This is a genomic window from Spirillospora sp. NPDC052242 (assembly GCF_040679555.1).
GTDB lineage: Bacteria > Actinomycetota > Actinomycetes > Streptosporangiales > Streptosporangiaceae > Spirillospora.
The window spans coordinates 1-25,046 of sequence record NZ_JBFAUZ010000007.1 but is presented as its reverse complement, the minus strand read 5'-3'; the positions used below and the strand labels follow the sequence as shown (position 1 = coordinate 25,046).

The window sequence follows — 25,046 nt, the reverse complement described above, 5'->3', positions numbered from 1 at the left end:
CGGCGGGCGCGCGGCGGGACGGCGCCGCGGTGGCGCCCGCCGCGTGGCGTGCGTCTCTCGTGCGTCTCGGCACGTGAGACGGTGCGCGAGGGGGCGGGCGCACTCCGTAGACTGGTCCGCGTGATTTCCCGTATCGACCTGCGCGGCCCGCTTCCCGGCGAGCTGCGCTCCGTGCTGCCCCGCGCCGAACTCGACGTCGAGGCCGCCCTGGACAAGGTGCGGCCCATCTGTGCGGACGTCCGCCATCGCGGCGCCGCGGCGGTCCGGGAACACACGAAGATCTTCGACGGCGTCGAGCTGGAGAGCACCCGCGTCCCGGTCGCCGAGATCCACCGGGCCCTCGCCGAGCTCGACCCGAAGGTCCGCGACGCCCTCGAGGAGAGCATCCGCCGCGCCCGCGTCGTGCACCGGGCGCAGCGCCGCACCGACGTCACGACGCAGGTCGTGCCGGGCGGCACCGTCACCGAGCGGTGGATCCCCGTCGGCCGCGTCGGGCTGTACGTCCCGGGCGGCCGCGCCGTGTACCCGTCGAGCGTGGTCATGAACGTCGTCCCCGCGCAGGAGGCGGGCGTCGCGTCGCTGGCCGTCACCTCGCCCGCGCAGTCCGAGTTCGGCGGACGGCCCCACCCGGCGATTCTCGCGGCGTGCGCGCTGCTCGGCGTCGACGAGGTGTACGCGGCGGGCGGCGCCCAGGCGATCGCGATGTTCGCCTACGGCACCGAGGAGTGCCCGCGCGCCGACCTCGTCACCGGCCCCGGCAACGTGTACGTCGCCGCCGCGAAGCGGCTGCTCAAGGGCGTGATCGGCATCGACGCCGAGGCGGGCCCGACCGAGATCGCGATCCTCGCCGACGGCACCGCCGACCCGGTGGACGTCGCCGCCGACCTGATCAGCCAGGCCGAGCACGACGTGCTCGCCGCCGCCGTCCTCGTCACCGACTCGCCCGAGCTGGCGAACGCGGTCGAGGCCGAGCTGAAGGCGCAGGTCGCGCGGACGAAGCACACCGAGCGGATCACCGAGGCCCTCGCGGGCCGCCAGTCCGGCATCGTCCTGGTCGACGACGTCGAGGCCGGGCTGAAGGTCGTGGACGCCTACGCCGCCGAGCACCTGGAGATCCACACCGCCGACGCGGCCGCCGTCGCCGCGCGCGTCCGCAACGCCGGGGCGATCTTCGTCGGCCGGCACGCGCCGGTGTCGCTCGGCGACTACCTCGCCGGGTCCAACCACGTGCTGCCCACCGGCGGGTGCGCCTGCCACTCCTCGGGCCTGTCCGTGCAGTCGTTCCTGCGCGGCGTGCACGTCGTCGAGTACGACCGCGACGCGCTCGCCGCCGCCACCGGCCGGGTCGTCGCGCTCGCCGAGGCCGAGGACCTGCCCGCGCACGGCGCCGCGCTCAAGGCCCGCTTCGACTGGGAGATCCCCTCGTGACCGACCTGTCCGACCTGCCGCTGCGGGACGACCTGCGCGGCCGGGAGCCCTACGGCGCCCCGCAACTGGACGTCCCGTACGCGCTGAACACCAACGAGAACCCGTACCCGCCGTCCGAGGCGCTGGTGAAGGCGCTCGGCGAGGCCGTCACGGACGTCGCCGGCACCCTCAACCGCTACCCCGACCGGGACGCGGTCGCGCTCCGCGCCGACCTCGCGGCGTTCCTCAACGCCGACACGCCCGGCGCCGGGCTCACCGGCCGCCGGGTGTGGGCGGCGAACGGCTCCAACGAGATCATCCAGCAGATCCTGCAGGCGTTCGGAGGCCCCGGCCGCACCGCGCTCGGGTTCGAGCCGTCCTACTCGATGCACCCGATCATCACGGCGGTGTCCGGCACCCGCTGGGTCAACGCCGCCCGCGACGAGGACTTCGGCCTCGAACCGGCGCGCGCCGTCGCCGCCGTCGAGGAGCACCGCCCCGACGTGGTGTTCCTGACGTCGCCGAACAACCCCACCGGGACGTCCCTGCCGCTGGAGACGATCGAGGCCGTGCTGGACGCCGCGCCCGGCATGGTCGTGATCGACGAGGCGTACGCCGAGTTCCGCCGCGCCGGCACCCCGTCCGCGCTGACCCTGCTGGACGGACGGCCCCGCCTGATCGTCACCCGCACGATGTCCAAGGCGTTCGCGATGGCGGGCACCCGCCTCGGCTACCTCGCCGCCGACCCGGCCGTCATCGACGCGCTGCTGCTGGTGCGGCTCCCGTACCACCTGTCGGCCGTCACGCAGGCCGTCGCCCGCACCGCGCTGGCGCACGGCGACGAACTGCTCGGCACCGTCGACGCGCTGCGCCGCGAACGCGACGACCTCGTCGGGTGGCTGCGCGGCGAGGGCCTCACGGTCGCCGACTCCGACGCCAACTTCGTCCTGTTCGGCCACTTCCCGGACCGGCGCCGGGTCTGGGAGGGCCTGCTCGAGCGGGGTGTGCTGATCCGCGAGGTCGGGCCGCCCGCATGGCTGCGGGTCAGCGTGGGCACCCCCGACGAGATGGCGGCGTTCCGCACCGCACTGAAGGAGAGTCTGTGACGCGCAAGGGCAGAGTCGAGCGCGGGACCAAGGAGACCCAGGTCCTCGTCGAGATCGACCTCGACGGGACCGGCCGGGTCGACGTGGCCACCGGCGTGGGGTTCTTCGACCACATGCTGGCGCAGCTCGGCAAGCACGGGTCGTTCGACCTGACCGTCAAGACGACCGGCGACCTGCACATCGACAGCCACCACACGATCGAGGACACCGCGATCGCGCTCGGCCAGGCGTTCCGCGAGGCGCTCGGCGACAAGGCCGGCATCCGCCGGTTCGCCGACGCGTCCATCCCGCTGGACGAGGCGCTCGCGCAGGTCACCGTGGACGTCTCGGGCCGCCCCTACCTCGTGCACGTCGAGCCGGACGGCATGGCCCCGATGATCGGCCCCGAGTACGACACCACGATGACCCGGCACGTCTTCGAGTCGTTCGTGTCGAACGCCCGGGTGGCGCTGCACGTCCACGTCCCTTACGGGCGCAACGCCCACCACATCGTCGAGGCCCAGTTCAAGGCCCTCGCCCGGGCGCTGCGCGACGCGGTCGCGTTCGACCCGAAGGTGCACGGCGTGCCGTCCACGAAGGGGGCCCTGTAACCGTGGAGATCGGCGGCCTGGAATTCTCCTACGGCAACGTCGCGGTCTTCGCGGTGGCGGTGTTCCTGCTGGCCGGGGTGTACAGCTTCGTCAAGCAGGGCCTCAAGATCGCCGCGGTGATCGTGTTCGTGCTGGCCGCGATGGCGTTCGCCGGGGGAGTGATGTGGCTGTGAGCCGCCCCGAGATCGTCGTCCTCGACTATGGGTCGGGGAACCTGCGGTCCGCCGAACGGGCCGTGGCCCGCGCGGGCGCGTCCGTCACCGTCACCGCCGACCGGGACGCCGCGCTGAACGCGGACGGCCTGGTCGTGCCGGGCGTCGGCGCGTTCGCCGCCTGCATGGCCGGGCTGAAGGCGGTGCGCGGCGACCAGATCATCGGCCGCCGGCTCGCCGGGGGACGGCCCGTGCTCGGCATCTGCGTCGGCATGCAGATCCTGTTCTCCAAGGGCATCGAGCACGGCGTCGTCACCGAGGGCTGCGACGAGTGGCCCGGCACCGTCGACCGGCTCGACGCGCCGGTCGTCCCGCACATGGGCTGGAACACCGTGGACGTCCCCGAGGGCTCCACCCTGTTCCGCGGCATCGAGGACGCGCGGTTCTACTTCGTCCACTCCTACGCGGCGCGCCGCTGGGAGCTGGAGCCCGACCCGATGGGCCGCATCCGGCCGCCGCTCGTCACGTGGGCCGAGCACGGCGACCGGTTCGTCGCCGCCGTGGAGAACGGCCCGCTGTGCGCCGCGCAGTTCCACCCGGAGAAGTCCGGCGACGCGGGCGCCGAACTGCTGCGCAACTGGCTGTCCACCCTCGCCTAGACGCCGCGACGCCACCGACCGGTATCGATAGGCTTTCCGTATGACTGGGGTTTCCGCATGACACTGACGCTGCTTCCCGCCGTCGACGTCGCCGACGGGCAGGCCGTGCGCCTCGTCCAGGGCGAGGCCGGCACCGAGACCTCCTACGGCGCCCCGCTGGAGGCCGCCCTTGCCTGGCAGGAGGCGGGAGCGGAGTGGATCCATCTGGTCGACCTGGACGCCGCGTTCGGCCGCGGCTCCAACCGGGAGCTGCTCGCCGAGGTCACCGGCAAGCTCGACGTGAAGGTCGAGCTGTCCGGCGGCATCCGCGACGACGCGTCCCTGGAGGCCGCCCTCGCGACCGGCTGCGCCCGCGTCAACATCGGCACCGCCGCGCTGGAGAACCCCGACTGGTGCCGCAAGATCATCGCGTCGCACGGCGACCGCATCGCCGTCGGCCTGGACGTGCGCGGCACCACGCTCGCCGCCCGCGGCTGGACCCGCGAGGGCGGCGACCTGTGGGAGGTCCTCGCCCGCCTCGAGGACGACGGCTGCCCCCGCTACGTCGTCACCGACGTCACCAAGGACGGCACCCTGCGCGGCCCCAACACCGACCTGCTGCGCGACGTGTGCGCCCGCACCGACAAGCCCGTCGTCGCGTCCGGCGGTGTGTCGTCCCTGGACGACCTGCGCGCCATCGCCGGGCTCGTCCCGGACGGCGTCGAGGGCGCGATCGTCGGGAAGGCGCTCTACGCGGGGGCGTTCACCCTCGAGGAGGCCCTGGAGGCCGTCAAGTGACCGTCGCCGTCCGCGTCATCCCCTGCCTGGACGTCGACGCCGGGCGCGTCGTCAAGGGCGTCAACTTCCAGAACCTGCGGGACGCGGGCGACCCGGTCGAGCTCGCGCATCGCTACGACGCCGAGGGCGCCGACGAGCTGACGTTCCTCGACATCACCGCGTCCAGCGCCGACCGCTCCACCACCTACGACGTCGTCCGCCGCACCGCCGAGCAGGTGTTCATCCCGCTGACGGTCGGCGGCGGCGTCCGCACCGTCGACGACGTCGACCGGCTGCTGCGCGCGGGCGCCGACAAGGTGTCGGTGAACACCGCCGCGATCGCCCGCCCCGAGTTCCTGCGGGAGGCCGCGCACCGGTTCGGCTCCCAGTGCATCGTGCTGTCGGTGGACGCGCGCCGCGCGCCCGGCACCCCGTCCGGGTTCGAGGTCACCACCCACGGCGGCCGCAAGGGCACCGGCATCGACGCGATCGAGTGGGCCCGCCGCGGCGCCGAGCTCGGCGTCGGCGAGATCCTGCTGAACTCGATGGACGCCGACGGCACCAAGAACGGCTTCGACCTGGAGATGCTCGGCCGCGTCCGGGAGACCGTCGCGATCCCGGTGATCGCCAGCGGCGGCGCCGGCGCGGTCGGCCACTTCGCGCCCGCCGTCGAGGCCGGCGCCGACGCCGTTCTCGCCGCGAGCGTCTTCCACTTCGGCGACCTGAAGATCTCCGACGTCAAGGACGCCCTGAGCGCCGCCGGACACCCCGTCCGCTGACCCGGAGGACCCGGAGGACCCCCCATGCGCGTCGCTCTCGCCACCTGCTCCCGCCTGCCCGACGGCAACGACGACGTCCGCGCCCTCGCCGGGGCCCTCGCCGGCCTGGGCGTCCGCGCCGAGCCCGCCGTCTGGGACGCCGACGTCGACTGGTCCCGGTACGACCTCGTCGTCGTCCGCACCACGTGGGACTACACGCACCGCCCGGACGAGTTCCTCGCGTGGGCCGACGGGCTCCCGCACGTCCTCAACCCCGCGTCGGTGCTGCGCTGGAACACCGACAAGCGGTACCTGCGCGACCTGGCCGACGCGGGCGTCCCGGTCGTCCCGACCCGCTGGGACCCCGACGACGTCCCGTCCGACTGGCCCGAGTACGTGATCAAGCCCGCGGTGTCCGCCGGGTCCCGCGACACGGCCCGCTGGAGCACCGCCGAGGCCGCCGCCGCCCGCGCCCACCTGCGCGGACTCCGCGACGCCGGACGCACCGTGATGCTGCAGCCGTACCTGTCCCACATCGACACGGCGGGGGAGAAGGCGCTGGTCTTCCTCGACGGCGAGTACAGCCACGCCGCCCGCAAGGCCCCGATCCTCGCCCCCGGCACGGGCGTCCAGGGCCTCGTCGTCCCCGGCGACGGCCGCGGCGCCGTCACCGGCGCCGCCGCGACCGCGGCCGAGCTCGACGTCGCGCGCCGCGCCCTCGCGGCCGTCCCGGGCGCCCCCGACCTGCTCTACGCCCGGGTGGACCTCGTCCCCGGGCCCGACGGCTCGCCGGTCGTCCTGGAGCTGGAGCTGACCGAACCCAACCTCTTCCTGGCGCACGGCGACGACGCGGTGATGGTCCTGGCCAAGGCGATATCCGCCCGAGGGGACGGCCCCCTGGAGCCCCCGTCACGGTGACGGCGATCCCCGCGTGCCGTTGCGGGGACTCGTGAATCGCGCGGCTTCCGCACGCACCGCGGCCCCGGGCGCGGGCGGTCGGGGAGCGAGGGTCAGGTCCCGTTCCGGACGAGGTGCTCTTCGGCCTCCGGGTCGGGGTCGGCGCACTCGGGGGACGCCTCGACGATCGGCAGGATGATCGCCGACGGGTGGTCGGGGTCGTGGAAGACCTCCTGGTGCGCGGCGACCATCGTCCGGGCGGTGACGAGCGGCTCGCCGGTGCCCGGGTTCGCCGCGACCTTCGGGTGGGCGCCGCTCGCCACGTGCACCCGGACGCGGTGGCCGCGGCGGAACCGGTGGCCGGTCGGCCACAGGTCGACCGCGATGCGGCGGATGCCGTGGGTGCCGACGGGCTTCTCGGCGGCGGCCGGGAGCCGCAGGCCGCCCTCGCACACGTTGCGGGACGCGCCGTCCGGTCCCACGTCGCAGAGCCGGACGACGAAGTCGGTGTGCTCGCGGTCGGACCGGACGAACAGGTCGGCGGCGAGCGGCCCGATGACGTCCAGGTCCCGGTCGAGGACGGGCGAGGTGAACACGAGCACGTCGTGCCGCCGCTCCAGCGGCCGGTTGTCGACCGGCCGGGAGCTGCCGAGCAGCGTGGGGCCGCCGAGCGCCGGGGTGGGGTGCTCGGGGTCGAACCGGTAGGCGCTCGGCCGGGAGCGGCGCGGGCCGTCGGGGCCGAGCCCGCCGCCGGGGTGCAGGTGCCAGCGCTCCTGCCGCATCCCGGGCGGCGGCCAGTCGCGGTAGTTGCGCCACTCGCGGGCGCCCGTCACGTACACCCGGACCGGGTCGGGGCGCAGGCCGGACGCGTCGCCGAGCAGGTGCGCGCGGAACCAGGCGAGCGACTCCCGCAGCGACACGATCCCGTGCCGGGGGTCGGTGTGCCACCAGGGGCCGATCGTGAGGTAGGGCCGGTGCCCCGCGGCCCGCAGCGCCAGGTAGTCGCGGATCTCCCACGGCAGGAACACGTCGAACCACCCGCCGAGCAGGTTCACCGGCGCCGCCACCTCGCCGACGGTGCCGCTGAAGTCGCGGGTGTCCCAGTAGCCGTTGTCGGCGCCCTGCGCGGCGAGGAGGTCCTGGTAGAAGCGCATCTCCTCGCCGCCGGTCAGCACGTCCAGCTCCGACAGCGGACGTCCCGACGCGGCGGCCCGCGCCACCCTGCGGCGCGCGAACAGGGGCCCGGTCAGCAGGCCGAGCGGCTGCTGCTGCTGGTGCGTCAGGTTCGTCCAGGTCAGCGTGGACTCCAGCGCGAACGATCCGCCGACGTAGGCGGCGTCCCGGAACGAGGACGCCGTGACCTGCAGCGACATCGCCTTCAGTTCGGGACCGGCCTCGGCCGCCGTCGCCCACGCCGTGTACCCGAGGTAGCTGGCGCCGTAGGTCGCGAACGATCCGTTGAACCACGGCTGCCGCTTCAGCCACTCGACGGTGGCGAGCCCGTCGTCGCGCTCGCTGCCGAGCGGGTCGAACTCCCCGCCCGAACCGAACGTCCCGCGCGCGCTCTGCGCGACGAGCTGGAACCCGAACGGGACGAACAGCAGCCCGTTCGCCAGCGCGGCGGGGCCGCGCCGCCCGTACGGGGTCCGCACGAGGATCGTGGGCGGCGGTTCCTTCGCCCCGGCCGGGATGTACCGGTCGGCGAGCAGGGTCACGCCGTCCCGCATCGGGACGGGGATGTCGCGCTCGACGGTGTAGCGGGGCAGTCCGGGCGGCCGGGGCAGTCCGGGCGGGCGCGGGAGCCCGGGCGGGCGGGGGATCCGGAACGGCGGAGTGGGCAGTCGGTCCCACGGGGCCATGTTCCCTCCCCCTGTCCTGGACGTTATGTGCGTTCACGACCACATCGGCTCTCACGACCATACGTAACCGTTCATGCCGCGCCGAATCCCCGGCGTCACACCGGTCACGGCCGTCCGGCCCGCATCAGAAGCCCCTGCGAAACCCCTTCCGAATCTCGTTCGGGGCGGGTGGCGGGGCCCGGCGGCGGCCCCCGTCTGGTGGACGGGCCCTCCGGATGAGATCGTGGACGGGACCGATCCTGATCAGGGGGAACAGCAGGGGGACGACATGTGGCCAGGGGCGAATCTGCCGATGGGAACGCCGCCCGCGGGACCGGCCGGCCCGGCCGGGCCGCCGCCGCCCATCCGGCCCGCCGCGGGCTGGTACGCGCTGCCGATCAGCCTCGGCGTCCTGGCCGTGCTGGTCTTCTTCGGCGCGTTCGCGCTGCTGTGGACGGAGTCGGAGGTCGCCGACGGGCCCTCGTCGGAGGGCCCCGAATCGGGCGTGGCGCTGCGCCTGGAGGAGGGGTACGGCTACTTCGTCTACGTGCGGGACGGCGGCTCGGAACCGCAGTCCTGCGCCGTCGTGACGGGGGAGGGGACGGTCCCGGTCCGGCTGACCACGGAGCACTCGTGGGTGGCCTCGGAGGTCGAGAACCACACGTACGCGGCGACGTTCACCTCCCCGGTCACCGGGCAGGCGCAGGTGGCGTGCCAGGGGACGGGCGGCTGGATCCGGGTGCAGCCGGACGACGCGTCCCTGCTGTACCTCGGTCTGGCGTTCTTCCTGTCGCTGGGCTTCGTGATCGTCGCCCTCGCGTCGCTGCCGGTGATCATGCTGCGGCGCAGTGCGGCCCGGCGCCGCGCCGCCGCCGTGACCGGCCCGCCGTACCCGTACTGAGCCCCGGCGGGGACGTGCCGGGGCGGCGGGTCAGGAGCCGAGTTCGCGTTCGAGCGGGGTGCGGAACCTCGGGACCGCGCGGACGTCGCCGTACCAGGCGGCGATCCGCTCGGCCTCCCGCTCGGCGGCTACGCGCGCCTCGGCGCCCGCGTCCTCCAGGAAGCGCAGCGCGATCTCGCCGTCCGGGCGCTGCGCCCAGCCGCCGACGATGCGCCCGTCCCACCAGATCGTCGGGCCGATGTTGCCGTTGCGGTCGAACAGCGCGGGACGGTGCTCGCCGAGGAACCAGCCGCGTTCCTGCCAGCCCATCGGGGTGGGGTCGAGGGCGGGCAGCAGCGCCGCCCACGGCTCGGGGGCCTCGACCGGCTCCAGGTCGTCGCCGAGGACGATCCCGGTGGTGCCGCCGAGGTCGACCTCGGCGGTGTCGAGCGGGGCCAGCGCCTTCTTCACCTGCGCGGCCGTCCAGCCGGTCCACCACTTGAGGTCGGAGAGGGGCGCGGGCCCGAACGCCCGCAGCCACCGTTCGACCAGTTCGGTGCGGGCGTCGTCGGCGGGCATCGGCGCGATGCCGTCCGGCAGCCACGTCTCGACGGGCGCCCACCGGTACTGGCTGCTCGTCCACGACCCGTTCGGACGGCCGCGCACGATGCGGCCCGCGCAGCCGAGGACGACCAGCACCCACGTGGTGATGCCGGTGGGCCTCGAGTAGGACTTGCCGGGCGCCGGATCCACCCGCGTGCGCAGCAGCGGCTCGTCTGCGCCGAGCTGCGCGCCGGTCGCCTCACCGCGCGCCAGCAGCGCCCGGTGCGCGGCCTCCTCGACTTCGGTGAACCACGCGACGATGTCGGTGATGCCCGGGTCCCGCTCGAGGAGGCCCTTCTCGATCATGCGGGCGTACGTGGCGCGCTGCTTGACCGCGAGCGCGTCGGCCGTGGACGCCTGCAGGACGGGCACGAGCTCGGTGGGCGCGACGAACATCGTGCGCCGCATCGCCAGCATCCGCAGCAGCGTCCGGTCGTCGTACAGGGCGCGCTCCACCGCCGCCGGGGTCGCCCGCACGGCGCGCGCCGCGACGGACAGGAACACCGTCGCCGGGTCGGTGGCGTGCAGGACGACCATGGAGCGGGCGATGTCCAGGACGTCGTCGGTCCTGGACATCGCGGCCAGCCGGTGCCGTCGCCCGAGCCGGGCCCGCCGCTCCGCGACGCTGATCGAACGCATGTACGAGAGTGTACGCCGCTCAGCCGTTCGCGGTGATCTCGACGACGACCTGTTCCTGCGTCACCGACTTCACCGAGACGTCGAAGCCCTCGGCCTCCTCGCCCTGCTCGCCGTCGCCGACCGGGAGGGTGATGTTGTTGCCCTCGATCGCGAGGGTGACGGTCTCGCCCTGGACGCTGACGAGTTCGGCGTCCACGCCGAGGATCGACGCGCTGGCCTCGACGCCGCGGTCGAAGGTGACGGTGCAGGAGTTCACGCCGCAGTCGGTCTCGGCGTTCGTCCCGCCGCACGCGGCGAGGGCGCCGAGGGGCAGCAGGAGAACGGGGAGGATGGCCAGCTTCCGCCGGGCAAGGGAGTTGGTCATGAGGGGAGTCTATGAGGGCGGCGCCCGGCCGGTCGCCCTCCGGCAGGCTGAACTTCGCGATGCGAAAGTAGTACCGGACGGTGACGCTCGCGGGGCGCGGCCCGGCTGGAACGGCGGGCACCCCCGTGATCTTCTGGACCCTGTGGAGGAGGACGCCGCCGCGCCCGGCGGGCTCGTCGTGTGCGCCGCGCTGCGCCTGGAGGCCCGCGCGGTGCGGCGCGGCCTCGCCCGCGCGCCCGTCGTGGTCGTCGGCTACCGGGCCCGCCGCGGGCCGCCCGCGGCCGGCGGGGTGCTCGCGGTGGTGGGGTTCGGCGGCGCGCTGGACGCGCGGCTGCGCCCCGGGGACGTGCTGGTCGCGGGCGAGGTCCGGGGCGCCGGGCCGCCGGTGCCCTGCCTCCGGCCGCAGGCCCTCGCGGACGCCCTGGCGGAGGAACTGGCCGGCGCACCGGCGGGGGAGCGGGCCGGGGCGGGCGCCGGGGTGCTGGTCGGGCCGCTGCTGACCTCCCCGGACGTCGTCGGCGGCGCCGGACGGGCCCGGCTGGCCGCGCAGGGCGCGCGCGCCGTCGACATGGAGACGGCGGTGCTCGCGGCGGCGGCGCCGGGCCGTCCCATCGCGGCCGTCCGGGTGATCGTGGACGGGCCGCGCCGGCCGCTGTGGAGCCCGGGGACGCTCGTCCGGGGCGCGGCCGCCTGGCGGACCCTGGCGCGCATCGGCCCGGCCCTGGAGCGCTGGGCGGCGGCACCGGACGGCCGGTAGCGCGTCAGGACGGGAGCAGGGGGGACGCGGGGATCAACCGACCGCGCGGGCGGCCGCGGCGGCCCGCACCTCGGGTTCCTCGGCCACGTCGTGATGCAGGCGTTGCAGGCGCAGGCGCGTGTCGCGGGTGAGCGGCGCGGACCGCGCGGCCTCCTCGCGGACGTCGGACTCGCAGTCCCACAGGCCCTCGACGGCGTAGGACTCGGCGGTGTGCGGCGCGGTGCGGGTGAGCGCGGCCAGCAGGCGCGGCCGCAGGTAGGCGTAGGTGGATTCGGTCCAGGCGTTCTTCAGCAGCGGGACGGCCTCGCCGGCGCGCAGCCGGCCGAGGCCCTCGACGGGACTCACGGCCCCGCCCCATTCGCGTTTCTCGACCGTCTCGCGTAGTTCGTCCATCAGCAGGGGGATGTCCTGCCGGGTTCCGTGGCGCGCGAGGATCCGCAGCCCCATGTCCTCGCACCCGCCCTTCGCCGCGGCCCACGCGCGCGCCCGCGGCAGCGTCTCCGGCCCGTACTGCGTCAGCGCCCGGCACACCGCCGCGCCGAACCGTCCGGGACGCTCCGGCAGCATCTCCTCGGCGAGGTCGAGCAGCGCGAGCGTCCGTCGCCGCCCCAGCTCGAAGATCGCCGGGACCGTGCCGGGACCGCGCCGCCGGGCCAGCTCGAGCAGTTCCGCCTCGGTGCGCGCGGCCAGGTCCGCCCCGTCGCCCGCCGGGCCGCGCGTCCCGCCCGCCGGCGCCGGCCGCCACGGGAGACCGGCCGCCCGCGCCCGCGCCCGCAGCATCGCCCTGTCGCGGGCCCGCTCGCGGTTGCGCCCCAGCGCGTCGGCGATCCGCGGCTGCCGCGCCGCCCACGCGTCGATCACCGGGTTCTGCTCCGCGGGCACCAGCTGCTCGAGGTCGCCGTCGTCGCAGCGGGTCGCGACGACCTCGTCCAGCCCGAGCGTCAGCGCCGGGTCGCCCAGCTCGATCAGCTCCACCAGCGCGTCGAACCAGTGCGCGCCCTCCTCGGCGTACCGCCGCAGCGGCGCGGCGGCCTCCCGCCGGCTCAACCGCACCAGGTCCGACAGCACCTGCAACGCGAGCTGGACCCGCCACGGGTCCTCGTCGACATGGTCGGACGGATGGAACAGATGCTCGGCCACCGGCCCCGCCGGAAGCTCCAGATCCACCAGCAACCGGGCGTAGTACAGGCCCCGCGACTCGCATTGCGGGTCCCACCGGGGATCCCTGCGGATGCAGTCGTAGACGTACTCGCCCGAACCGGGCCTGTCCGCCGCGCGGCGCGCGGCCCTGCCGAGTCCTCGCTGCAGCTGTCCGTGCAGCGTCCTCGCCGATTCCATCACGACTTCATTGCTCACCTCAGCAGAATGCGCACTGGACCAGATAACGGGCAAGTGCTTTACCGCAGGTAGTCATGTCCGTCACAGCGTGCGCTGCGCCGCCCAGGACGCGTGCAGGTCGGCGTAGACCCCCGGCCGGGACACCAGCTCCGCGTGCGGCCCGCGCTGCACGATACGTCCCGCCTCGAACACGATGACCTCGTCGGCCGCCTCCGCCGTGGACAGCCGGTGCGCGATGGCGATCGCCGTGCGGCCCCGCGTGACGCCGTCCAGGGCGCGCTGGATCCGCACCTCCGTCGCCGGGTCGACCGCCGACGTCGCCTCGTCCAGCACCAGCAGGTCCGGGTCGGCGATGTAGGCGCGGGCCAGCGCGACGAGCTGCCGCTCGCCCGCCGACAGCGACTCGCCGCGCTGCCCGACGGGCGTCTCCAGGCCCTTCGGGAGCCCGTCGAGCCAGTCGGCCAGCCCCAGCTCCGCCAGCGCGCGCGCCAGGTCGTCGTCCGTCGCGTCCGGACGCCCGTACCGGATGTTGTCGGCGAGCGACGCGTCGAACAGGAAGCCGTCCTGCGGCACCATCACGATCCGCTCCCGCAGCGACGAGAACCGCACCCGGTCCAGCGGCACCCCGTCCACCAGCACCCGCCCGGACGTCGGGTCCATCAGCCGGGTGAGGAGCTTCGCGAACGTCGTCTTGCCCGACCCGGTCTGCCCGACGATCGCGACGCGGCTGCGCGGCGCGATCGCCGCGTCCACGTCGTGCAGGACGGGCGGCCCGCCGGGGTAGGCGAACCCCACGGACTCGAACCGCACCTCGATCGGGCCGCGCGGCAGCGTCTCGCCGTCCTCGCCCGGGTCCGCGACGTCCGGGACGACGTCGAGCACGCCCAGCACCCGCCGCCACCCGGCGATCGCGTTCTGCGCCTGGTTGAACACCTCGGTCGCGGTCTGCATGGGGCTGACGAACAGCGTCACCAGGAACAGGAACGCCACCAGCTCCCCGGCCGTCAGGTCCCCGGCGACGCCCAGCAGCACCCCGGCGACCACCACCGCCGCCGTCGCGATCGCCGCGACCAGCTCGCTCACCGGGAACGTCAGCGCCACCATCGCCTGCGCGCGCGTCTGCGCGACGCGGTGCGCGTCCACCGTCTCGTCCACGCGCCGCCCGGTGCGCTCCTCCACCGCGTGCGCGCGGATGACCGGGGCGCCCACCACCGACTCGCTCACCGCCGCCAGCAGGTCGCCCATCCGCTCCCGCACCCGCATGTACGCCGCGGAGATGATCCGCTGGAAGCGGCGCAGCGCGAACGCCAGCGGCAGGAACGCCAGCCACACCAGCAGCGCGAGCTGCCACGAGTACACCAGCATCAGGACGCTCGCCACGACCAGCTGCCCGATCGAGACGATGAACATCAGCCCGCCCGACTGCATGAACTGGCTGATCTGGTCGACGTCGCCCGTCACCCGCGACACCAGCGACCCGCGGCGCTCCCCGCTCTGGGTGAGCATCGACAGGTCGTGCACGTGCCGGAACGCCTTCACGCGCAGCGTCGCCAGCCCGCCCTCGGACGTCTTGTACAGCCGCACGTTCATCAGGTACGACGCCACCGCCGTCACCAGCACCGCAACCGCGCACACCAGCACGGCCGTGCGGATGAACCCGATGTCGGGCCCGCCCGTGCCGCCCGTGCCGCCGAGGCCCTTGTCGATCGTCTGCTGGACGGCGATCGGCACCACCACGCGTCCCGCCGTGGACACCAGCGCCAGCAGCAGCGTCACGGGCAGGCCCGCCGTGAACTCGGGGCTCAGCCGCATCCCGCGCCGCAGCGTGCCGAGCGCGCCCTCGTCCGTCGCGTCGTCGAGGCCGCGCGGGGCCCCGGCCGCCCTCTCGGGGGTGTTCAGAACCGTCATGCCAGGGCCTCCTCGCCGCCCTCGACGGCGGTGCCGTCCAGGTCCCGCTCGCCTTCCGTCTCGTCGTAGGCGTTCACGAGGTCGCGGTAGCCCTCGGACGTCTCCAGCAGCTCGGCGTGCGTGCCGCGTCCCGTCACCCGGCCGTGCTCGAGGTAGACGACCTCGTCGGCCAGCGCGATCGTCGCCTTCCGGTACGCGACGACGACCACGCTCGAGCCGCTCCCCGCGCCCTCGCCGTCCGCGCCGTGTTCGCGCAGGTTCCGCAGGATGCGCGCCTCGACCTGCGGGTCGACGGCCGACGTCGCGTCGTCCATCACCAGCAGCCGGGGCCGCCGGATCAGCGCGCGCGCCAGCACCAGCCGCTGCCGCTGCCCGCCCGACAGCGTCGCGCCCCGCTCCCCGACCCGCGTGTCCAGGCCGTCGGGCAGCGCCGCCACGAACCCGTCGGCCTGCGCGAGCCGCAGCGCCTCCCAGACCCGCTCGTCCGGCGCGTCCAGCCCGAGCGTCACGTTGCCGCGGACGGTGTCGTCGAACAGGAACGTCTGCTGCGGGACGAGCGCGACCGTCTCGGCGACGCCGCCGCGCCGCACGTCCCGCAGGTCGACGCCGTCCAGCAGGACCGAGCCGTCCGCCGGGTCCACCAGCCGGACGAGCAGCGACGTCAGCGTCGACTTCCCGGAGCCGGTCGGCCCCACCACCGCGACGGTGCGGCCCGGCTCGACGGAGAACGACACGTCGTGCAGGACGTGCCGCGGCCCGCTCCCGTTCGCGTTCGCGTGGCCGTTCGTGTTCGCGTCGCCGGTCGCGGTCCCGTGCCCGTTCTCGCTCAGGTCGGCGTGCTCGTCGGTCTCGTACGCGAACCGGACGCCCCGGACCTCCATCGCCGCGGCCGTCCCGCCGGCCCGGCCGGGCGCCTCGTCCCCGTACGGCAGCGACCCGGTCGCGTCCAGCACGCCCCGGACCCGCTCCCAGCCGACGACGCTGCGCGGCACCTCCGCCAGCACCCAGCCGAGCGCGCGGATCGGCCACGACAGCAGCGTGAACAGGTACGCCACGTGCACCAGGTCGCCCGCGGTCATCGCGCCCGCCTCCAGCCGCAGCGACCCGATCAGCAGGACGGCCAGCACGCCCAGGTTCGGCAGCGCCTCCAGCACCGGGTCGAACAGGCCGCGCAGCCGCCCGACGGCGACGTTGGCGTCCCGCAGCTCGTTGGCGGCCGCCGCGAACCGCTCCGTCTCGGCCGTCTCCCGGCCGAGGGTCTTGACCACCAGGCCGCCCTCGAAGCTCTCGTGCGCGACCTCGCTGACCTCGGCGCGCAGCCGCTGCGCGTGCGTCGCCACCGGCGCCAGGCGGCGCTGGTACAGCACGTTCACCAGCGCGATCGCGGGGAAGATCAGGAACCCGACGGCGGCGACCGCGACATCGGTGAGCAGGATCGACACCGCCGAGATCAGCAGCATGAACACCACGCCGACCGCCATCGGCAGCGGCGCGATCGGCGCCCACGCGGCCTCCACGTCGGCGTTGGCGTTCGACAGCAGCTGCCCGGTCGGGTGCCGGTGGTGCCAGGCCAGCGGCAGCCGCAGGTACTGCCGGGTCACCTCGCGGCGGTACTTCGCCTGCATCCGGTACTGCATCAGCCCCGCGTAGAAGCGGCGCCCGGCCACGCCCAGGGCCTTGAGCGCCGCCACCCCGACGATCGCCGCCGAGGCGGCCGCGAGCGCCCCCGCGGCGGCCCGTCCCTCCTCGAACGCGGGCAGGACGACGTCCTCGGTCACGATGCCGAGCACCTCGGCCGTCGCCACGGTCATCGCCGCGTACAGGGCGCTGGCGAGCACCGACAGCGCGAACACCCGCGGCTCCGCCCGCACGGCGACCCACAGCACGCGCATCCCCTCCCGGAGGACGGGCGGGCTGACACGTCTGGACGCAGGCGACACGGCGACTCCTCGATCACGGCGGGAGCCCGGAAAAGCGCACCCCGCGGCCGGACGGCGGGGGACTGCGGGCCCGGATATTCCCTACCATGCGGGTACGCCCCTTATTCCCGGCTCGTCGGGCGGGGCCTACGATCGTCCGATGCGAAGCACCGCGCACGAAGGGCCCGCCCGCCGCGAACGGCGGCTGCTGGCCGACGCGCTGGACGCGGCCGGGCCCGAGGCGCCGACCCTCTGCGAGGGCTGGGACGCCCGGGACCTCACGGCACACCTGGTCGTCCGGGAGGGGCGCCCGGACGCGGCCGTCGGAATACTGCTGCCCCCGCTGTCCTTCTACGAGCGGCGAGTCCGCAGTCGGGCGGCGGACGTCCCGTTCGACCGGCTCGTCGACCGATTCCGGCAGGGCCCGCCGAAGTACTCCCCGTTCGCGCTTCCCGGCGTGGAGGAAAACGCCAACGCCGTCGAGTTCTTTGTCCACCATGAGGACGTCCGGCGGGCCGGCGCGGGCGCCGAGCCCCGCGAGATCTCGCCGGATCTCGAGGAAGTCCTCTGGCGACGGATAAAAATTGCCCGCTTTGTCCTAAGAAATGTTCACGTGGAGGTAACGTTCGTGCGCCCCGACGGGCGGGCCGCCCGCGTCTCGCGCGGCCCCCGCGGAGCGCGCGACGGCGCCCCCGGCGGCGCGGGCGCGGCCTCCGGCGGAGTGCGCGTACACGGCCCGGTCGGCGAACTCGTCCTGTGGGCGCTCGGCCGCCGCGACGTCGCCGACGTGCGCCTCGAAGGCGACACGGACTCTGTCAAGACCCTGACCGAGACCGGTTGGAGTCTTTAACGGGCAGGTAACGGCAAGGTTCGCCGAGAGGAGAAACACAGGGGCTTGCGGCTCCTCCGCTTTACGCGGAAGCGGTGATACGGTGGGGCCGTCGGTTGCAGTCGTGGTTCTCGATCGTTTGTCAGACGCCCGCGGACTGATGGCAGCGGGCGTTTTGGCTTTTCCGGGACCGTACCGGGGGCGAGGGCGTGCCGCAGCGACCGCGCCGGGCCCGCGAGGTGTGGGCCCATGTTTTGCCGCAAGGAGAAAGACATGCCCCAGCAGGGCACCGTGAAGTGGTTCAACGCCGAGAAGGGCTTCGGCTTCATCGCCGTCGACGGCGGTGGACCGGACGTCTTCGTGCACTACTCGGCGATCCAGACCTCCGGGTACCGCACTCTGGACGAGAACCAGCGCGTCCAGTTCGAGGTGACGCAGGGTAACCGGGGTCCGCAGGCCGACCAGGTCGTCCCCCTGTAACACCCGAAGTCGTACGTCAGGGCCCGCCGCCCCGCTCCCGGGGACGGCGGGTCCTTTCGTGTCCCGGCCCGTGTTCCGGCTCGTGTCCCGGCCCGTGTCCCGACACGCCGCGCGCGTCCGCCCGGGGGTCGTGCGGCGCACCGCGCCGCAGCGGGCACAATGGACACCATGTCGGTTCCACCGTCCAACCTGGACCCCAAGATCGCCGATCGCCTCAAGCGGAGCGCCGACGGTCTCGTCCCCGCCATCGCCCAGCAGTACGACACCGGCGAGGTGCTCATGCTGGCCTGGATGGACGACGAGGCCCTCCACCGCACCCTCACCACCGGCCGCTGCACCTACTGGTCGCGCAGCCGCGGGGAGTACTGGGTGAAGGGCGAGAGCTCCGGGCATCAGCAGTGGGTCAAGTCGGTCGCGCTCGACTGCGACGGCGACGCGATCCTCGTGAAGGTCGACCAGGTCGGCGCCGCCTGCCACACCGGGGACCGCACCTGCTGGGACGCCGACGTCCTGGACGCCGTCGTCGGGGAACGTCCCGCCGACGGATCATGACCCCCGGGCGGGAACGCGGGCTCACCGCCCTGCTGTGCGCCGCCGGCGCCGGGCTCGTCCTGCTCGCCGCCGGGCGGACCTGGGCGACCGTCACGGCCGACGGGGCCATCACCCCGTTCACCCGGGAACTGACCGGCGGCGCCCTCGGCGGCGCGCCCGGCGCGCTCGGCTGGGCCGGACTCGCCGGCCTCGCCGCCCTGTTCGCCACCCGAGGCCGCGTCCGCGCCGCCGTCGGCGCCCTCATCGCGCTGTTCGGCGTCGGCATCGGCTACGCGGCCGCCATGGCCGCGCGCGGGTCCCACGTCGCCGCCGAGGCCGGCGACGAGAGCGCCCTGCTCAAGCTCGGCGCCGACCCGTCCGTGCACGTCAACGCGTGGTGGACGGTGTCGGTCGCGGGCGGCGTCCTGCTCGTCGCCGCCGGGCTGGTCACGCTGCTGCGCGGCGCCCGCTGGCCGGGCATGTCCGCCCGCTACGAGCGCACCGGCACCGCCGCGCCCGGACCGCGCCGCGCACCGGCGGGCGACGACCCGTCCGCGATGTGGAAGTCGCTCGACCGCGGCGAGGACCCGACCGACGCCGCCGAGGACGAACCCGGGGATCCCCCGGCGCCCGTCCGGGACGGCGAGGGCGCGGCGGCCCGGAACGGCGGATCGTGAGCGCGGGCGGCGCCCGGCTCGTCCTGGTCGCCGAGCACGACGCCGCCGTCGCCGAACTCCAGCGCCGCTACCTCGCCCGCGAGGGCCTGCGGGTGCGGATCGAGCCCGACCCCGGCCGCGCGCCCGCCGCGGCCGCGCGCGCCCGGCCCGACGCCGTCGTCCTCGACCTTTCAGCCGCCGCCCGCCCCGCCGACCTGTACCGCCGCACCGCCGACGCGGCCGATCCCGCGCCCGTCGTCGTGACCGGCGGCCCCCCGGGCGGCCCCCGCACCACCGCGCCCCGCCCGCGGCGCGTCGAGCGGCCCTTCGCCCCGCGCGTCCTCGTCGCGGCCGTCACCGACGCCCTGCGCGGCGCCGCGGCCCGGCCGGGCGCCGTGGCCGGCCCGCTGCGCGCCGGGCCGCTCGCCCTCGACCCGCACCGCCGCACCGCCGCCGTCGGCGAACGCCGCGTCGTCCTCACCGGCACCGAGTCCGACCTGCTCGAGTTCCTGATGACCAATCCCGGCCGGGTCTTCACCCGCGAGCAGCTCCTCGACGCCGCCTGGGGGCCGGGCGCGGGCGCCGGGAGCCGCACCGTGGACGTCCACATCGCCCAGCTCCGCGCCAAGCTCGGCGTCGGCGCCCACCACGACGGCCCCATCCGCACCGTCCGCGGCGTCGGCTACGTCCTCGACGCCTGACCACGGCCGTGCGCTCCCGAGGGCGCCTGCCGCGCCGTGGCGGCTCGTGGCGGCCTCGGGGCCGGTCGGCGCGCGCGGACGCCGTGTCGTGCGGCCCGGGTGCCTCTACGCTGGGCGCATGACCGCGCACGCGCATCCGTCGGCGCCGCCGAGGCGGCGGGTCCGGGCCCTGCTGCCGCACGCCGCCGTGCTCGCCGGGGCCGCGGCCGGCGCGACGCTCGTCGCGTTCGTGGACCCGAACGAGGCGGGCCACTACCCGTCGTGCCCGTTCCTCACGCTGACCGGGCTCTACTGCCCCGGCTGCGGCATGACCCGGATGGTGCACGCCCTGACGCACGGCGACGTGGGCACCGCCTTCGGGCTCAACCCGCTGCTGTTCCTGCTGCTGCCCGTCTTCGGCTACCTGTACGGGCGGTGGGCCGTGCTCAGCGCGCGCGGGCGGCCGATGCGGTCCGCGCTGTTCCGCCCCGTGCCCGTCTTCACGTTCCTGGGCGTGATCGTCGTCTACTGGGTGCTGCGGAACCTGCCGTTCGCGCAGGCCCTCGCGCCCTGACCGGAACCTGACCGCCCTGCTGCGAGAAGCGTCCGGAAGGGCGGCTACGATCGGTGCACGGATCGACCTGAAATAGGGGGCCTGTCACCTTGAGTGTTTTGGACGAGATCATCGAGGGCGTCCGTGCCGATCTCGCCGACAGGCAGCGCGAGGTCCCGCTCGACGCCCTCAAGGAGAAGGCGTCGACCGCCCCGCCGCCCCGGGACGCGCTGGCCGCGCTGCGCGGCCCCGGCGTCTCGGTGATCGCCGAGGTCAAGCGCAGCAGCCCGTCCAAGGGCGCGCTCGCCGCCATCGCCGACCCCGCCGCGCTGGCCCGCGACTACGAGGCCGGCGGCGCGAAGGTCATCAGCGTGCTGACCGAGCGGCGCCGGTTCGGCGGCAGCCTCGCCGACCTCGCCGAGGTCCGCGCCAACGTCGACGTCTGCGTCCTGCGGAAGGACTTCATCGTCACCTCCTACCAGCTGTGGGAGGCGCGGGCTCACGGCGCCGACATGGCGCTGCTGATCGTCGCCGCCCTCGAGCAGGACGCCCTGGTGTCGCTGATCGAGCGCGCCGAGTCGATCGGGCTCGTCCCGCTCGTCGAGGTCCACACCGAGGAGGAGGCGGAGCGGGCCGCGGCGGCCGGCGCCAAGGTCATCGGCGTCAACGCCCGCGACCTGCGCACGCTGCAGGTCGACCGCGGCGTGTTCGCCCGGGTCGCGCCGCTGCTGCCCAAGGGGGCGGTGAAGATCGCCGAGTCCGGCGTGCGCGGCCCGCACGACCTGCTGTCCTACGCGTCCTCCGGCGCCGACGCGGTGCTGGTGGGGGAGAGCCTGGTGATCGGCCGCGACCCGCGCGCCGCCGTCGCCGACCTCGTCGCCGCCGGTGCGCACCCCGCGCTCCGGCAGAGCGGCTGACGGCGGAACGGTAGGGTACGGCCATGCAGGTCGAACCGCTGCACGAGCGATGGCGGGCCCGGTCCATTTCTCGCTGACCGGACACATCCCCACACGCCACGACAGGACACGTGCTCTCATGACCACCGACACCGCGGGCGCCGCCGTGCCCGACGCCCTGCCGGACGCGCAGGGCCGCTTCGGGCCCTTCGGCGGGCGGTTCGCCCCCGAGGCGCTGATGGCGGCGCTCGACGAACTCACCCGCGAGTTCGAGACCGCCAAGCACGACCCCGCGTTCACCGCGGAGCTCGACGGGCTCCTCGCGAACTACGCGGGCCGCCCCAGCCTGCTGACCGAGGCGAAGCGGTTCTCCGAGCACGCGGGCGGCGCCCGTGTGCTGCTCAAGCGCGAGGACCTCAACCACACCGGCTCGCACAAGATCAACAACGTGCTGGGGCAGGCGCTGCTCACCCGCCGGATGGGCAAGACCCGCATCATCGCCGAGACCGGTGCCGGCCAGCACGGCGTCGCCACCGCCACCGCCGCGGCCCTGCTCGGCCTCGACTGCACCGTCTACATGGGCGAGGTCGACACCGAGCGGCAGGCCCTGAACGTCGCGCGGATGCGGATGCTCGGCGCCGAGGTCGTCCCGGTCCCCACCGGAAGCCGCACCCTCAAGGACGCCGTCAACGAGGCGTTCCGCGACTGGGTCGCCAGCGTCGACCACACCCACTACTGCATCGGCTCCACCATGGGCCCGCACCCGTTCCCGATGATGGTCCGCGAGTTCCACCGGGTCATCGGCGCGGAGGCGCGGCGGCAGTGCCTCGAGCTGACCGGCGCGCTCCCGGACGCCGTCGTCGCCTGCGTCGGCGGCGGCTCCAACGCGATCGGCGCGTTCCACGCGTTCGTCCCGGACGAGTCCGTCCGGCTGTACGGGTTCGAGGCCGGCGGCGACGGCGTCGGCACCGGCCGGCACGCCGCGACCCTCACCGGCGGCTCCCTCGGCGTCATCCACGGCATGCGCACCTACCTGCTGCAGGACGACGACGGGCAGACCCTCGAGACCCACTCGATCTCCGCTGGGCTCGACTACCCCGGCGTCGGCCCCGAGCACGCCTGGCTGCACCATTCCGGCCGCGCCGAGTACCGGGAGATCACCGACGCCGAGGCGATGGACGCGTTCGCGCTGCTGTGCCGCACCGAGGGGATCATCCCCGCGATCGAGTCCGCGCACGCCCTCGCCGGCGCCCTCAAGGTCGGCGCCGAGCTCGGCCCGGACGCCACGATCGTCGTCTGCCTGTCCGGGCGCGGCGACAAGGACATGCACACGGCCGCCACCCACTTCGGCCTGATGCCCGAAGGGGAGGGCCGGTGACAGCCAAGACCGCCTACGACAAGGCCCGGGCCGAGGGACGCGCCGCGCTCGTCGGCTACCTGCCCGTCGGGTTCCCCACCTTCGAGGGCGCGATCGAGGCCGCCAAGACGATGGTCGACGCGGGCTGCGACGTCATCGAGCTCGGCCTGCCCTACACCGACCCGATGATGGACGGCCCCGTCATCCAGGACGCCGTCCACCGGGCCCTCGTCGGCGGCTTCCGCGTCGCCGACGTGTTCCGCACCGTCGAGGCCGTCGCCGCCACGGGCGTCCCGACGCTCGTCATGACCTACTGGAACCCGGTCGACCGCTACGGCGTCGACGCGTTCGCCCGCGACCTGGCGTCCGCCGGCGGGGCCGGGCTCATCACCCCGGACCTCACCCCGGAGGAGGGCGGCGACTGGCTCGCCGCGTCCGACGCGCACGACCTCGACCGGGTGTTCCTGGTCGCGCTCAGCTCCACCGACGAGCGCATCGAGACGATCACCAGCGTCAGCCGCGGGTTCGTCTACGCCGCCTCGCTGATGGGCGTCACCGGCACCCGCAACGCCGTCGACACCGGCGCGCCGCGCCTCGTCGAGCGCACCCGCGCGCTCATCGACAAGGGCGGCGCGGACCTGCCCGTCGGGCTCGGCCTCGGGGTGAGCGACGGCGCCCAGGCCGCCGAGGTCGCCGGGTTCGCCGACGGCGTCATCGTCGGCACGGCGTTCGTCCGCCGCCTCCTCGACGCCCCCGACCTCGCCACCGGCCTCGCGGACCTGCGCGCCCTCACCGAGGACCTCGCGGCCGGCGTCCGCCGCGGCGCCTGACCGCCCGCCGGAGCACGACCGGACGCACGACGGGACGTCCCCGGGAACCGCCCGCGCGGCGGTTCCCGGGGACGTTTCGCATCCTTCCGGGAACGAACGGGCGGCGCCGATCGGTTGATGCTTGTGGGACCGCCGCACTCCCGTAGGGTGTGTTCGCCAGCGGAGGCGGTCCCGGAGGATCACGATGACGCAAGAGATGACGGCGGAGGAGCGCGACGGCGCGGCGGCCAGGGAGCCGGCGCGCCCGATGTGGTTCCTGGCGTCGGCCTGGCTGCTGACGATCGCCGGGCTCGGGATCTCCGGCTACCTCACCGTGACGCACTACGACGAGGCGGCGCTGGTGTGCTCGGCCTCGTCGACGATCGACTGCCACGCGGTCACGTCCAGCGAGTACGCGGCCCTGCTCGGCATCCCGATGCCGTTCCTCGGGCTCGCCTTCTTCGTCGGGTTCGCCGCGCTGATCACCCCGTGGGCGCTGCGGTCCCCGTGGCCGCCGTTGCGCTGGGGACGGATCGCGAGCACGTCGGTCGGCGTGCTGTTCGTCGTCTATCTCGTGACCGTCGAACTCGCGGTGCTGCATAAGATCTGCCTGTGGTGCACCGGTGTGCACGTCATCGCTACCCTGCTCTTCGTCCTCGTTCTGTTCGACGAATTCCGGCGGATCGGTCAGGTCGACTAGCGGGACGCGCCGGCCGATCCGGCCGGCGGGACGACCGGCAGGGACGACCGAACCGCCGGGACCGCGCCGCCCCACCCGGCGCGGCCCCCCACGCATAGGAGTGTCCATGAGCAAGGCCGCACGGGAGCGGTCCGCGCGGGAGCGCCTGGCCGCCGAGCGCAAGCGGCAGGCCGCGCGGGCGAAGCAGCGGCGGCTGCTCGCCATCGTCATCGGGTCGGTGGTCGCGGTGGCCGTCGTGGTCGTCGGCACCGTTCTGATCATCGAGCAGCGGAACAAGAACAACACCGCCGTCGCGCACGAGGGCAGACTCGCCCCGCTGACCCGGCAGGACGACGGCTCGGTCGTGATGGCCCAGCCGGGCGTGGAGAAGCCGGTCCTTGAGGTCTTCGAAGACTTCCAGTGCCCCATCTGCAAGGACTTCGAAGAGGCCACCGGCGAGACGATCGAGAAGCTCGCGCTCGACGGCAAGGTCAAGGTCGTCTACCGGCCGTTCCACCTGTTCGGCCAGCAGCAGGACCCGATCAAGATCAACTCGCTGCGGTCGGCGAACGCGGCGCTCTGCGCGCCCGCCGACAAGTGGATCTCCTACCACGACGCGCTGTTCGAGTTCCAGCCGCGCGAGGGCAGCGAGGGCTTCGCGCCCGACGACCTCGTCAAGTGGGGCCGTGACGTCGGCATCACCGACCCCAACTGGGAGTCGTGCGTGCGCGACATGAAGCAGGAGGCGAAGGTCCAGCAGATGACGACGTACGCGCTCGAGCAGCGCGGCGTCGAGGGCACGCCCTCGATCTTCCTGGACGGCAAGCAGCTCGACAACGGCATCGCGATGAACCCCGCGACGCTGCGCGCCACCGTCGACGCCGCCGCCGCGGCCGCCCCGTCGCAGTCGCCGTCCGCGCGCGCCGGCCCGGCGATCGTCGGCAGTGCGCCGATTGTCCGCCGTGCCGCCCTTACCGGCGCGTCGCGGTCGCGGTTCGCGGCCGC

Annotated in this window: 27 protein-coding genes; 21 read left to right on the top strand and 6 right to left on the bottom strand. The window is 74.5% G+C overall.

The features are described from left to right. Positions 1 to 120: 120 nt before the first annotated feature. Genes hisD through AB0L25_RS07490 form a run of 8 tightly spaced genes read left to right on the top strand, consistent with a single transcriptional unit; the run spans position 121 to position 6,346 of the window. Positions 121 to 1,428, top strand: coding sequence for a histidinol dehydrogenase (hisD, locus tag AB0L25_RS07525; protein WP_500169644.1), 1,308 nt, complete (start codon positions 121 to 123; stop codon positions 1,426 to 1,428). Beyond that, the gene (locus AB0L25_RS07520; RefSeq protein ID WP_500169642.1) at positions 1,425 to 2,513 is read left to right on the top strand and encodes a histidinol-phosphate transaminase; all 1,089 of its coding nucleotides are present in this window, start codon (positions 1,425 to 1,427) and stop codon (positions 2,511 to 2,513) included. The genes hisD and AB0L25_RS07520 overlap by 4 nt, the downstream gene beginning before the upstream one ends. Further along, positions 2,510 to 3,103 carry an imidazoleglycerol-phosphate dehydratase HisB gene (hisB, locus tag AB0L25_RS07515; RefSeq protein WP_416500817.1) on the top strand — a complete coding sequence of 198 codons (594 nt, stop codon included), beginning with the start codon at positions 2,510 to 2,512 and terminating at the stop codon, positions 3,101 to 3,103. The genes AB0L25_RS07520 and hisB overlap by 4 nt, the downstream gene beginning before the upstream one ends. A gap of 2 nt (positions 3,104 to 3,105) precedes the next feature. Next, positions 3,106 to 3,276, top strand: coding sequence for a CG2302 family histidine operon protein (locus AB0L25_RS07510; RefSeq protein ID WP_500169640.1), 171 nt, complete (start codon positions 3,106 to 3,108; stop codon positions 3,274 to 3,276). Next, complete coding sequence (gene hisH / locus AB0L25_RS07505) at positions 3,273 to 3,914, top strand: imidazole glycerol phosphate synthase subunit HisH (RefSeq protein ID WP_500169638.1); 642 nt, start codon at positions 3,273 to 3,275, stop codon at positions 3,912 to 3,914. The genes AB0L25_RS07510 and hisH overlap by 4 nt, the downstream gene beginning before the upstream one ends. 57 nt (positions 3,915 to 3,971) lie before the next feature. Then, complete coding sequence (gene priA, locus AB0L25_RS07500; protein ID WP_500169637.1) at positions 3,972 to 4,691, top strand: bifunctional 1-(5-phosphoribosyl)-5-((5-phosphoribosylamino)methylideneamino)imidazole-4-carboxamide isomerase/phosphoribosylanthranilate isomerase PriA; 720 nt, start codon at positions 3,972 to 3,974, stop codon at positions 4,689 to 4,691. Next, on the top strand, positions 4,688 to 5,449 hold the full coding sequence (gene hisF / locus AB0L25_RS07495) for an imidazole glycerol phosphate synthase subunit HisF (RefSeq protein ID WP_500169635.1): 762 nt from the start codon (positions 4,688 to 4,690) through the stop codon (positions 5,447 to 5,449). Before priA ends, hisF begins: the two co-directional genes overlap by 4 nt. Positions 5,450 to 5,473: 24 nt before the next feature. Next, entirely contained in the window at positions 5,474 to 6,346 is an 873-nt protein-coding gene (locus AB0L25_RS07490; RefSeq protein WP_500169633.1) for an ATP-grasp domain-containing protein, read from the top strand. Positions 6,347 to 6,438: 92 nt separating this feature from the next. Here AB0L25_RS07490 and AB0L25_RS07485 read toward each other — a convergent pair whose 3' ends face one another. Then, a complete protein-coding gene (locus AB0L25_RS07485; protein WP_500169632.1) occupies positions 6,439 to 8,184 on the bottom strand; it encodes a CocE/NonD family hydrolase in 1,746 nt (581 codons plus the stop codon). Positions 8,185 to 8,476: 292 nt separating this feature from the next. Here AB0L25_RS07485 and AB0L25_RS07480 point away from each other — a divergent pair, with 292 nt between their 5' ends. After that, a complete protein-coding gene (locus tag AB0L25_RS07480; protein WP_500169631.1) occupies positions 8,477 to 9,064 on the top strand; it encodes a hypothetical protein in 588 nt (195 codons plus the stop codon). 30 nt (positions 9,065 to 9,094) lie between these two features. Here AB0L25_RS07480 and AB0L25_RS07475 read toward each other — a convergent pair whose 3' ends face one another. After that, positions 9,095 to 10,285 (bottom strand): winged helix DNA-binding domain-containing protein, encoded by a 1,191-nt coding sequence (locus AB0L25_RS07475; protein ID WP_500169629.1) that lies wholly within the window; start codon positions 10,283 to 10,285, stop codon positions 9,095 to 9,097. A gap of 19 nt (positions 10,286 to 10,304) precedes the next feature. Next, on the bottom strand, positions 10,305 to 10,649 hold the full coding sequence (locus AB0L25_RS07470) for a hypothetical protein (RefSeq protein ID WP_500169627.1): 345 nt from the start codon (positions 10,647 to 10,649) through the stop codon (positions 10,305 to 10,307). Between the two features lie 142 nt (positions 10,650 to 10,791). Between AB0L25_RS07470 and AB0L25_RS07465 the strand changes: the two genes are divergently transcribed. Beyond that, positions 10,792 to 11,406 (top strand): phosphorylase family protein, encoded by a 615-nt coding sequence (locus tag AB0L25_RS07465; protein WP_500169625.1) that lies wholly within the window; start codon positions 10,792 to 10,794, stop codon positions 11,404 to 11,406. A gap of 33 nt (positions 11,407 to 11,439) precedes the next feature. Here the strand turns inward: AB0L25_RS07465 and AB0L25_RS07460 are convergent, their stop codons facing one another. The 3 genes from AB0L25_RS07460 to AB0L25_RS07450 all read right to left on the bottom strand — a co-directional run bounded on the left by AB0L25_RS07460 (position 11,440) and on the right by AB0L25_RS07450 (position 16,544). After that, positions 11,440 to 12,762, bottom strand: coding sequence for a hypothetical protein (locus AB0L25_RS07460; RefSeq protein WP_500169623.1), 1,323 nt, complete (start codon positions 12,760 to 12,762; stop codon positions 11,440 to 11,442). A gap of 63 nt (positions 12,763 to 12,825) precedes the next feature. Then, positions 12,826 to 14,652 carry an ABC transporter ATP-binding protein gene (locus AB0L25_RS07455; RefSeq protein WP_500169621.1) on the bottom strand — a complete coding sequence of 609 codons (1,827 nt, stop codon included), beginning with the start codon at positions 14,650 to 14,652 and terminating at the stop codon, positions 12,826 to 12,828. Continuing rightward, positions 14,649 to 16,544, bottom strand: a complete 1,896-nt coding sequence (locus AB0L25_RS07450; protein WP_500169946.1) for an ABC transporter ATP-binding protein — start codon at positions 16,542 to 16,544, stop codon at positions 14,649 to 14,651. Before AB0L25_RS07450 ends, AB0L25_RS07455 begins: the two co-directional genes overlap by 4 nt. Before the next feature lie 187 nt (positions 16,545 to 16,731). On the opposite strand from AB0L25_RS07450, the gene AB0L25_RS07445 reads away from it, so the two are divergent. The 11 genes from AB0L25_RS07445 to AB0L25_RS07395 all read left to right on the top strand — a co-directional run. Next, positions 16,732 to 17,421 carry a TIGR03085 family metal-binding protein gene (locus AB0L25_RS07445; protein WP_500169619.1) on the top strand — a complete coding sequence of 230 codons (690 nt, stop codon included), beginning with the start codon at positions 16,732 to 16,734 and terminating at the stop codon, positions 17,419 to 17,421. Positions 17,422 to 17,673: 252 nt separating this feature from the next. Next, positions 17,674 to 17,880: a cold-shock protein gene (locus AB0L25_RS07440; protein WP_026405868.1), complete on the top strand. Its 207-nt coding sequence runs from the start codon at positions 17,674 to 17,676 to the stop codon at positions 17,878 to 17,880. 168 nt (positions 17,881 to 18,048) lie between these two features. Further along, entirely contained in the window at positions 18,049 to 18,432 is a 384-nt protein-coding gene (hisI, locus tag AB0L25_RS07435; protein WP_500169617.1) for a phosphoribosyl-AMP cyclohydrolase, read from the top strand. Continuing rightward, entirely contained in the window at positions 18,429 to 19,088 is a 660-nt protein-coding gene (locus AB0L25_RS07430) for a TIGR02234 family membrane protein (RefSeq protein ID WP_500169615.1), read from the top strand. Before hisI ends, AB0L25_RS07430 begins: the two co-directional genes overlap by 4 nt. Further along, positions 19,085 to 19,768, top strand: coding sequence for a winged helix-turn-helix domain-containing protein (locus AB0L25_RS07425; RefSeq protein ID WP_500169613.1), 684 nt, complete (start codon positions 19,085 to 19,087; stop codon positions 19,766 to 19,768). The genes AB0L25_RS07430 and AB0L25_RS07425 overlap by 4 nt, the downstream gene beginning before the upstream one ends. A 118-nt stretch (positions 19,769 to 19,886) precedes the next feature. After that, positions 19,887 to 20,321 carry a DUF2752 domain-containing protein gene (locus tag AB0L25_RS07420; protein ID WP_500169611.1) on the top strand — a complete coding sequence of 145 codons (435 nt, stop codon included), beginning with the start codon at positions 19,887 to 19,889 and terminating at the stop codon, positions 20,319 to 20,321. Positions 20,322 to 20,410: 89 nt separating this feature from the next. Beyond that, positions 20,411 to 21,217 (top strand): indole-3-glycerol phosphate synthase TrpC, encoded by an 807-nt coding sequence (trpC, locus tag AB0L25_RS07415; RefSeq protein WP_500169609.1) that lies wholly within the window; start codon positions 20,411 to 20,413, stop codon positions 21,215 to 21,217. A 118-nt stretch (positions 21,218 to 21,335) separates the two neighbouring features. Continuing rightward, positions 21,336 to 22,574, top strand: coding sequence for a tryptophan synthase subunit beta (gene trpB / locus AB0L25_RS07410; protein WP_500169608.1), 1,239 nt, complete (start codon positions 21,336 to 21,338; stop codon positions 22,572 to 22,574). Continuing rightward, on the top strand, positions 22,571 to 23,383 hold the full coding sequence (trpA, locus tag AB0L25_RS07405) for a tryptophan synthase subunit alpha (protein WP_500169607.1): 813 nt from the start codon (positions 22,571 to 22,573) through the stop codon (positions 23,381 to 23,383). The genes trpB and trpA overlap by 4 nt, the downstream gene beginning before the upstream one ends. A 184-nt stretch (positions 23,384 to 23,567) precedes the next feature. Then, complete coding sequence (locus tag AB0L25_RS07400) at positions 23,568 to 24,062, top strand: vitamin K epoxide reductase family protein (protein WP_500169605.1); 495 nt, start codon at positions 23,568 to 23,570, stop codon at positions 24,060 to 24,062. 106 nt (positions 24,063 to 24,168) lie between these two features. After that, a partial coding sequence (locus tag AB0L25_RS07395) for a DsbA family protein (RefSeq protein ID WP_500169603.1) occupies positions 24,169 to 25,046 on the top strand: 878 nt, incomplete at its 3' end.

Excerpts from the sequence above, each read along its gene's own strand:
- priA (WP_500169637.1), top strand. The coding sequence starts at position 3,972 with ATGACACTGACGCTGCTTCCCGCCGTCGACGTCGCCGACGGGCAGGCC.
- AB0L25_RS07490 (WP_500169633.1), top strand. The coding sequence starts at position 5,474 with ATGCGCGTCGCTCTCGCCACCTGCTCCCGCCTGCCCGACGGCAACGAC.
- AB0L25_RS07485 (WP_500169632.1), bottom strand. The coding sequence starts at position 8,184 with ATGGCCCCGTGGGACCGACTGCCCACTCCGCCGTTCCGGATCCCCCGC.
- AB0L25_RS07480 (WP_500169631.1), top strand. The coding sequence starts at position 8,477 with ATGGGAACGCCGCCCGCGGGACCGGCCGGCCCGGCCGGGCCGCCGCCG.
- AB0L25_RS07475 (WP_500169629.1), bottom strand. The coding sequence starts at position 10,285 with ATGCGTTCGATCAGCGTCGCGGAGCGGCGGGCCCGGCTCGGGCGACGG.
- AB0L25_RS07470 (WP_500169627.1), bottom strand. The coding sequence starts at position 10,649 with ATGACCAACTCCCTTGCCCGGCGGAAGCTGGCCATCCTCCCCGTTCTC.
- AB0L25_RS07455 (WP_500169621.1), bottom strand. The coding sequence starts at position 14,652 with ATGACGGTTCTGAACACCCCCGAGAGGGCGGCCGGGGCCCCGCGCGGC.
- AB0L25_RS07450 (WP_500169946.1), bottom strand. The coding sequence starts at position 16,544 with ATGCGCGTGCTGTGGGTCGCCGTGCGGGCGGAGCCGCGGGTGTTCGCG.
- AB0L25_RS07445 (WP_500169619.1), top strand. The coding sequence starts at position 16,732 with ATGCGAAGCACCGCGCACGAAGGGCCCGCCCGCCGCGAACGGCGGCTG.
- AB0L25_RS07440 (WP_026405868.1), top strand. The coding sequence starts at position 17,674 with ATGCCCCAGCAGGGCACCGTGAAGTGGTTCAACGCCGAGAAGGGCTTC.
- hisI (WP_500169617.1), top strand. The coding sequence starts at position 18,049 with ATGTCGGTTCCACCGTCCAACCTGGACCCCAAGATCGCCGATCGCCTC.
- AB0L25_RS07430 (WP_500169615.1), top strand. The coding sequence starts at position 18,429 with ATGACCCCCGGGCGGGAACGCGGGCTCACCGCCCTGCTGTGCGCCGCC.
- AB0L25_RS07420 (WP_500169611.1), top strand. The coding sequence starts at position 19,887 with ATGACCGCGCACGCGCATCCGTCGGCGCCGCCGAGGCGGCGGGTCCGG.
- trpB (WP_500169608.1), top strand. The coding sequence starts at position 21,336 with ATGACCACCGACACCGCGGGCGCCGCCGTGCCCGACGCCCTGCCGGAC.
- AB0L25_RS07400 (WP_500169605.1), top strand. The coding sequence starts at position 23,568 with ATGACGCAAGAGATGACGGCGGAGGAGCGCGACGGCGCGGCGGCCAGG.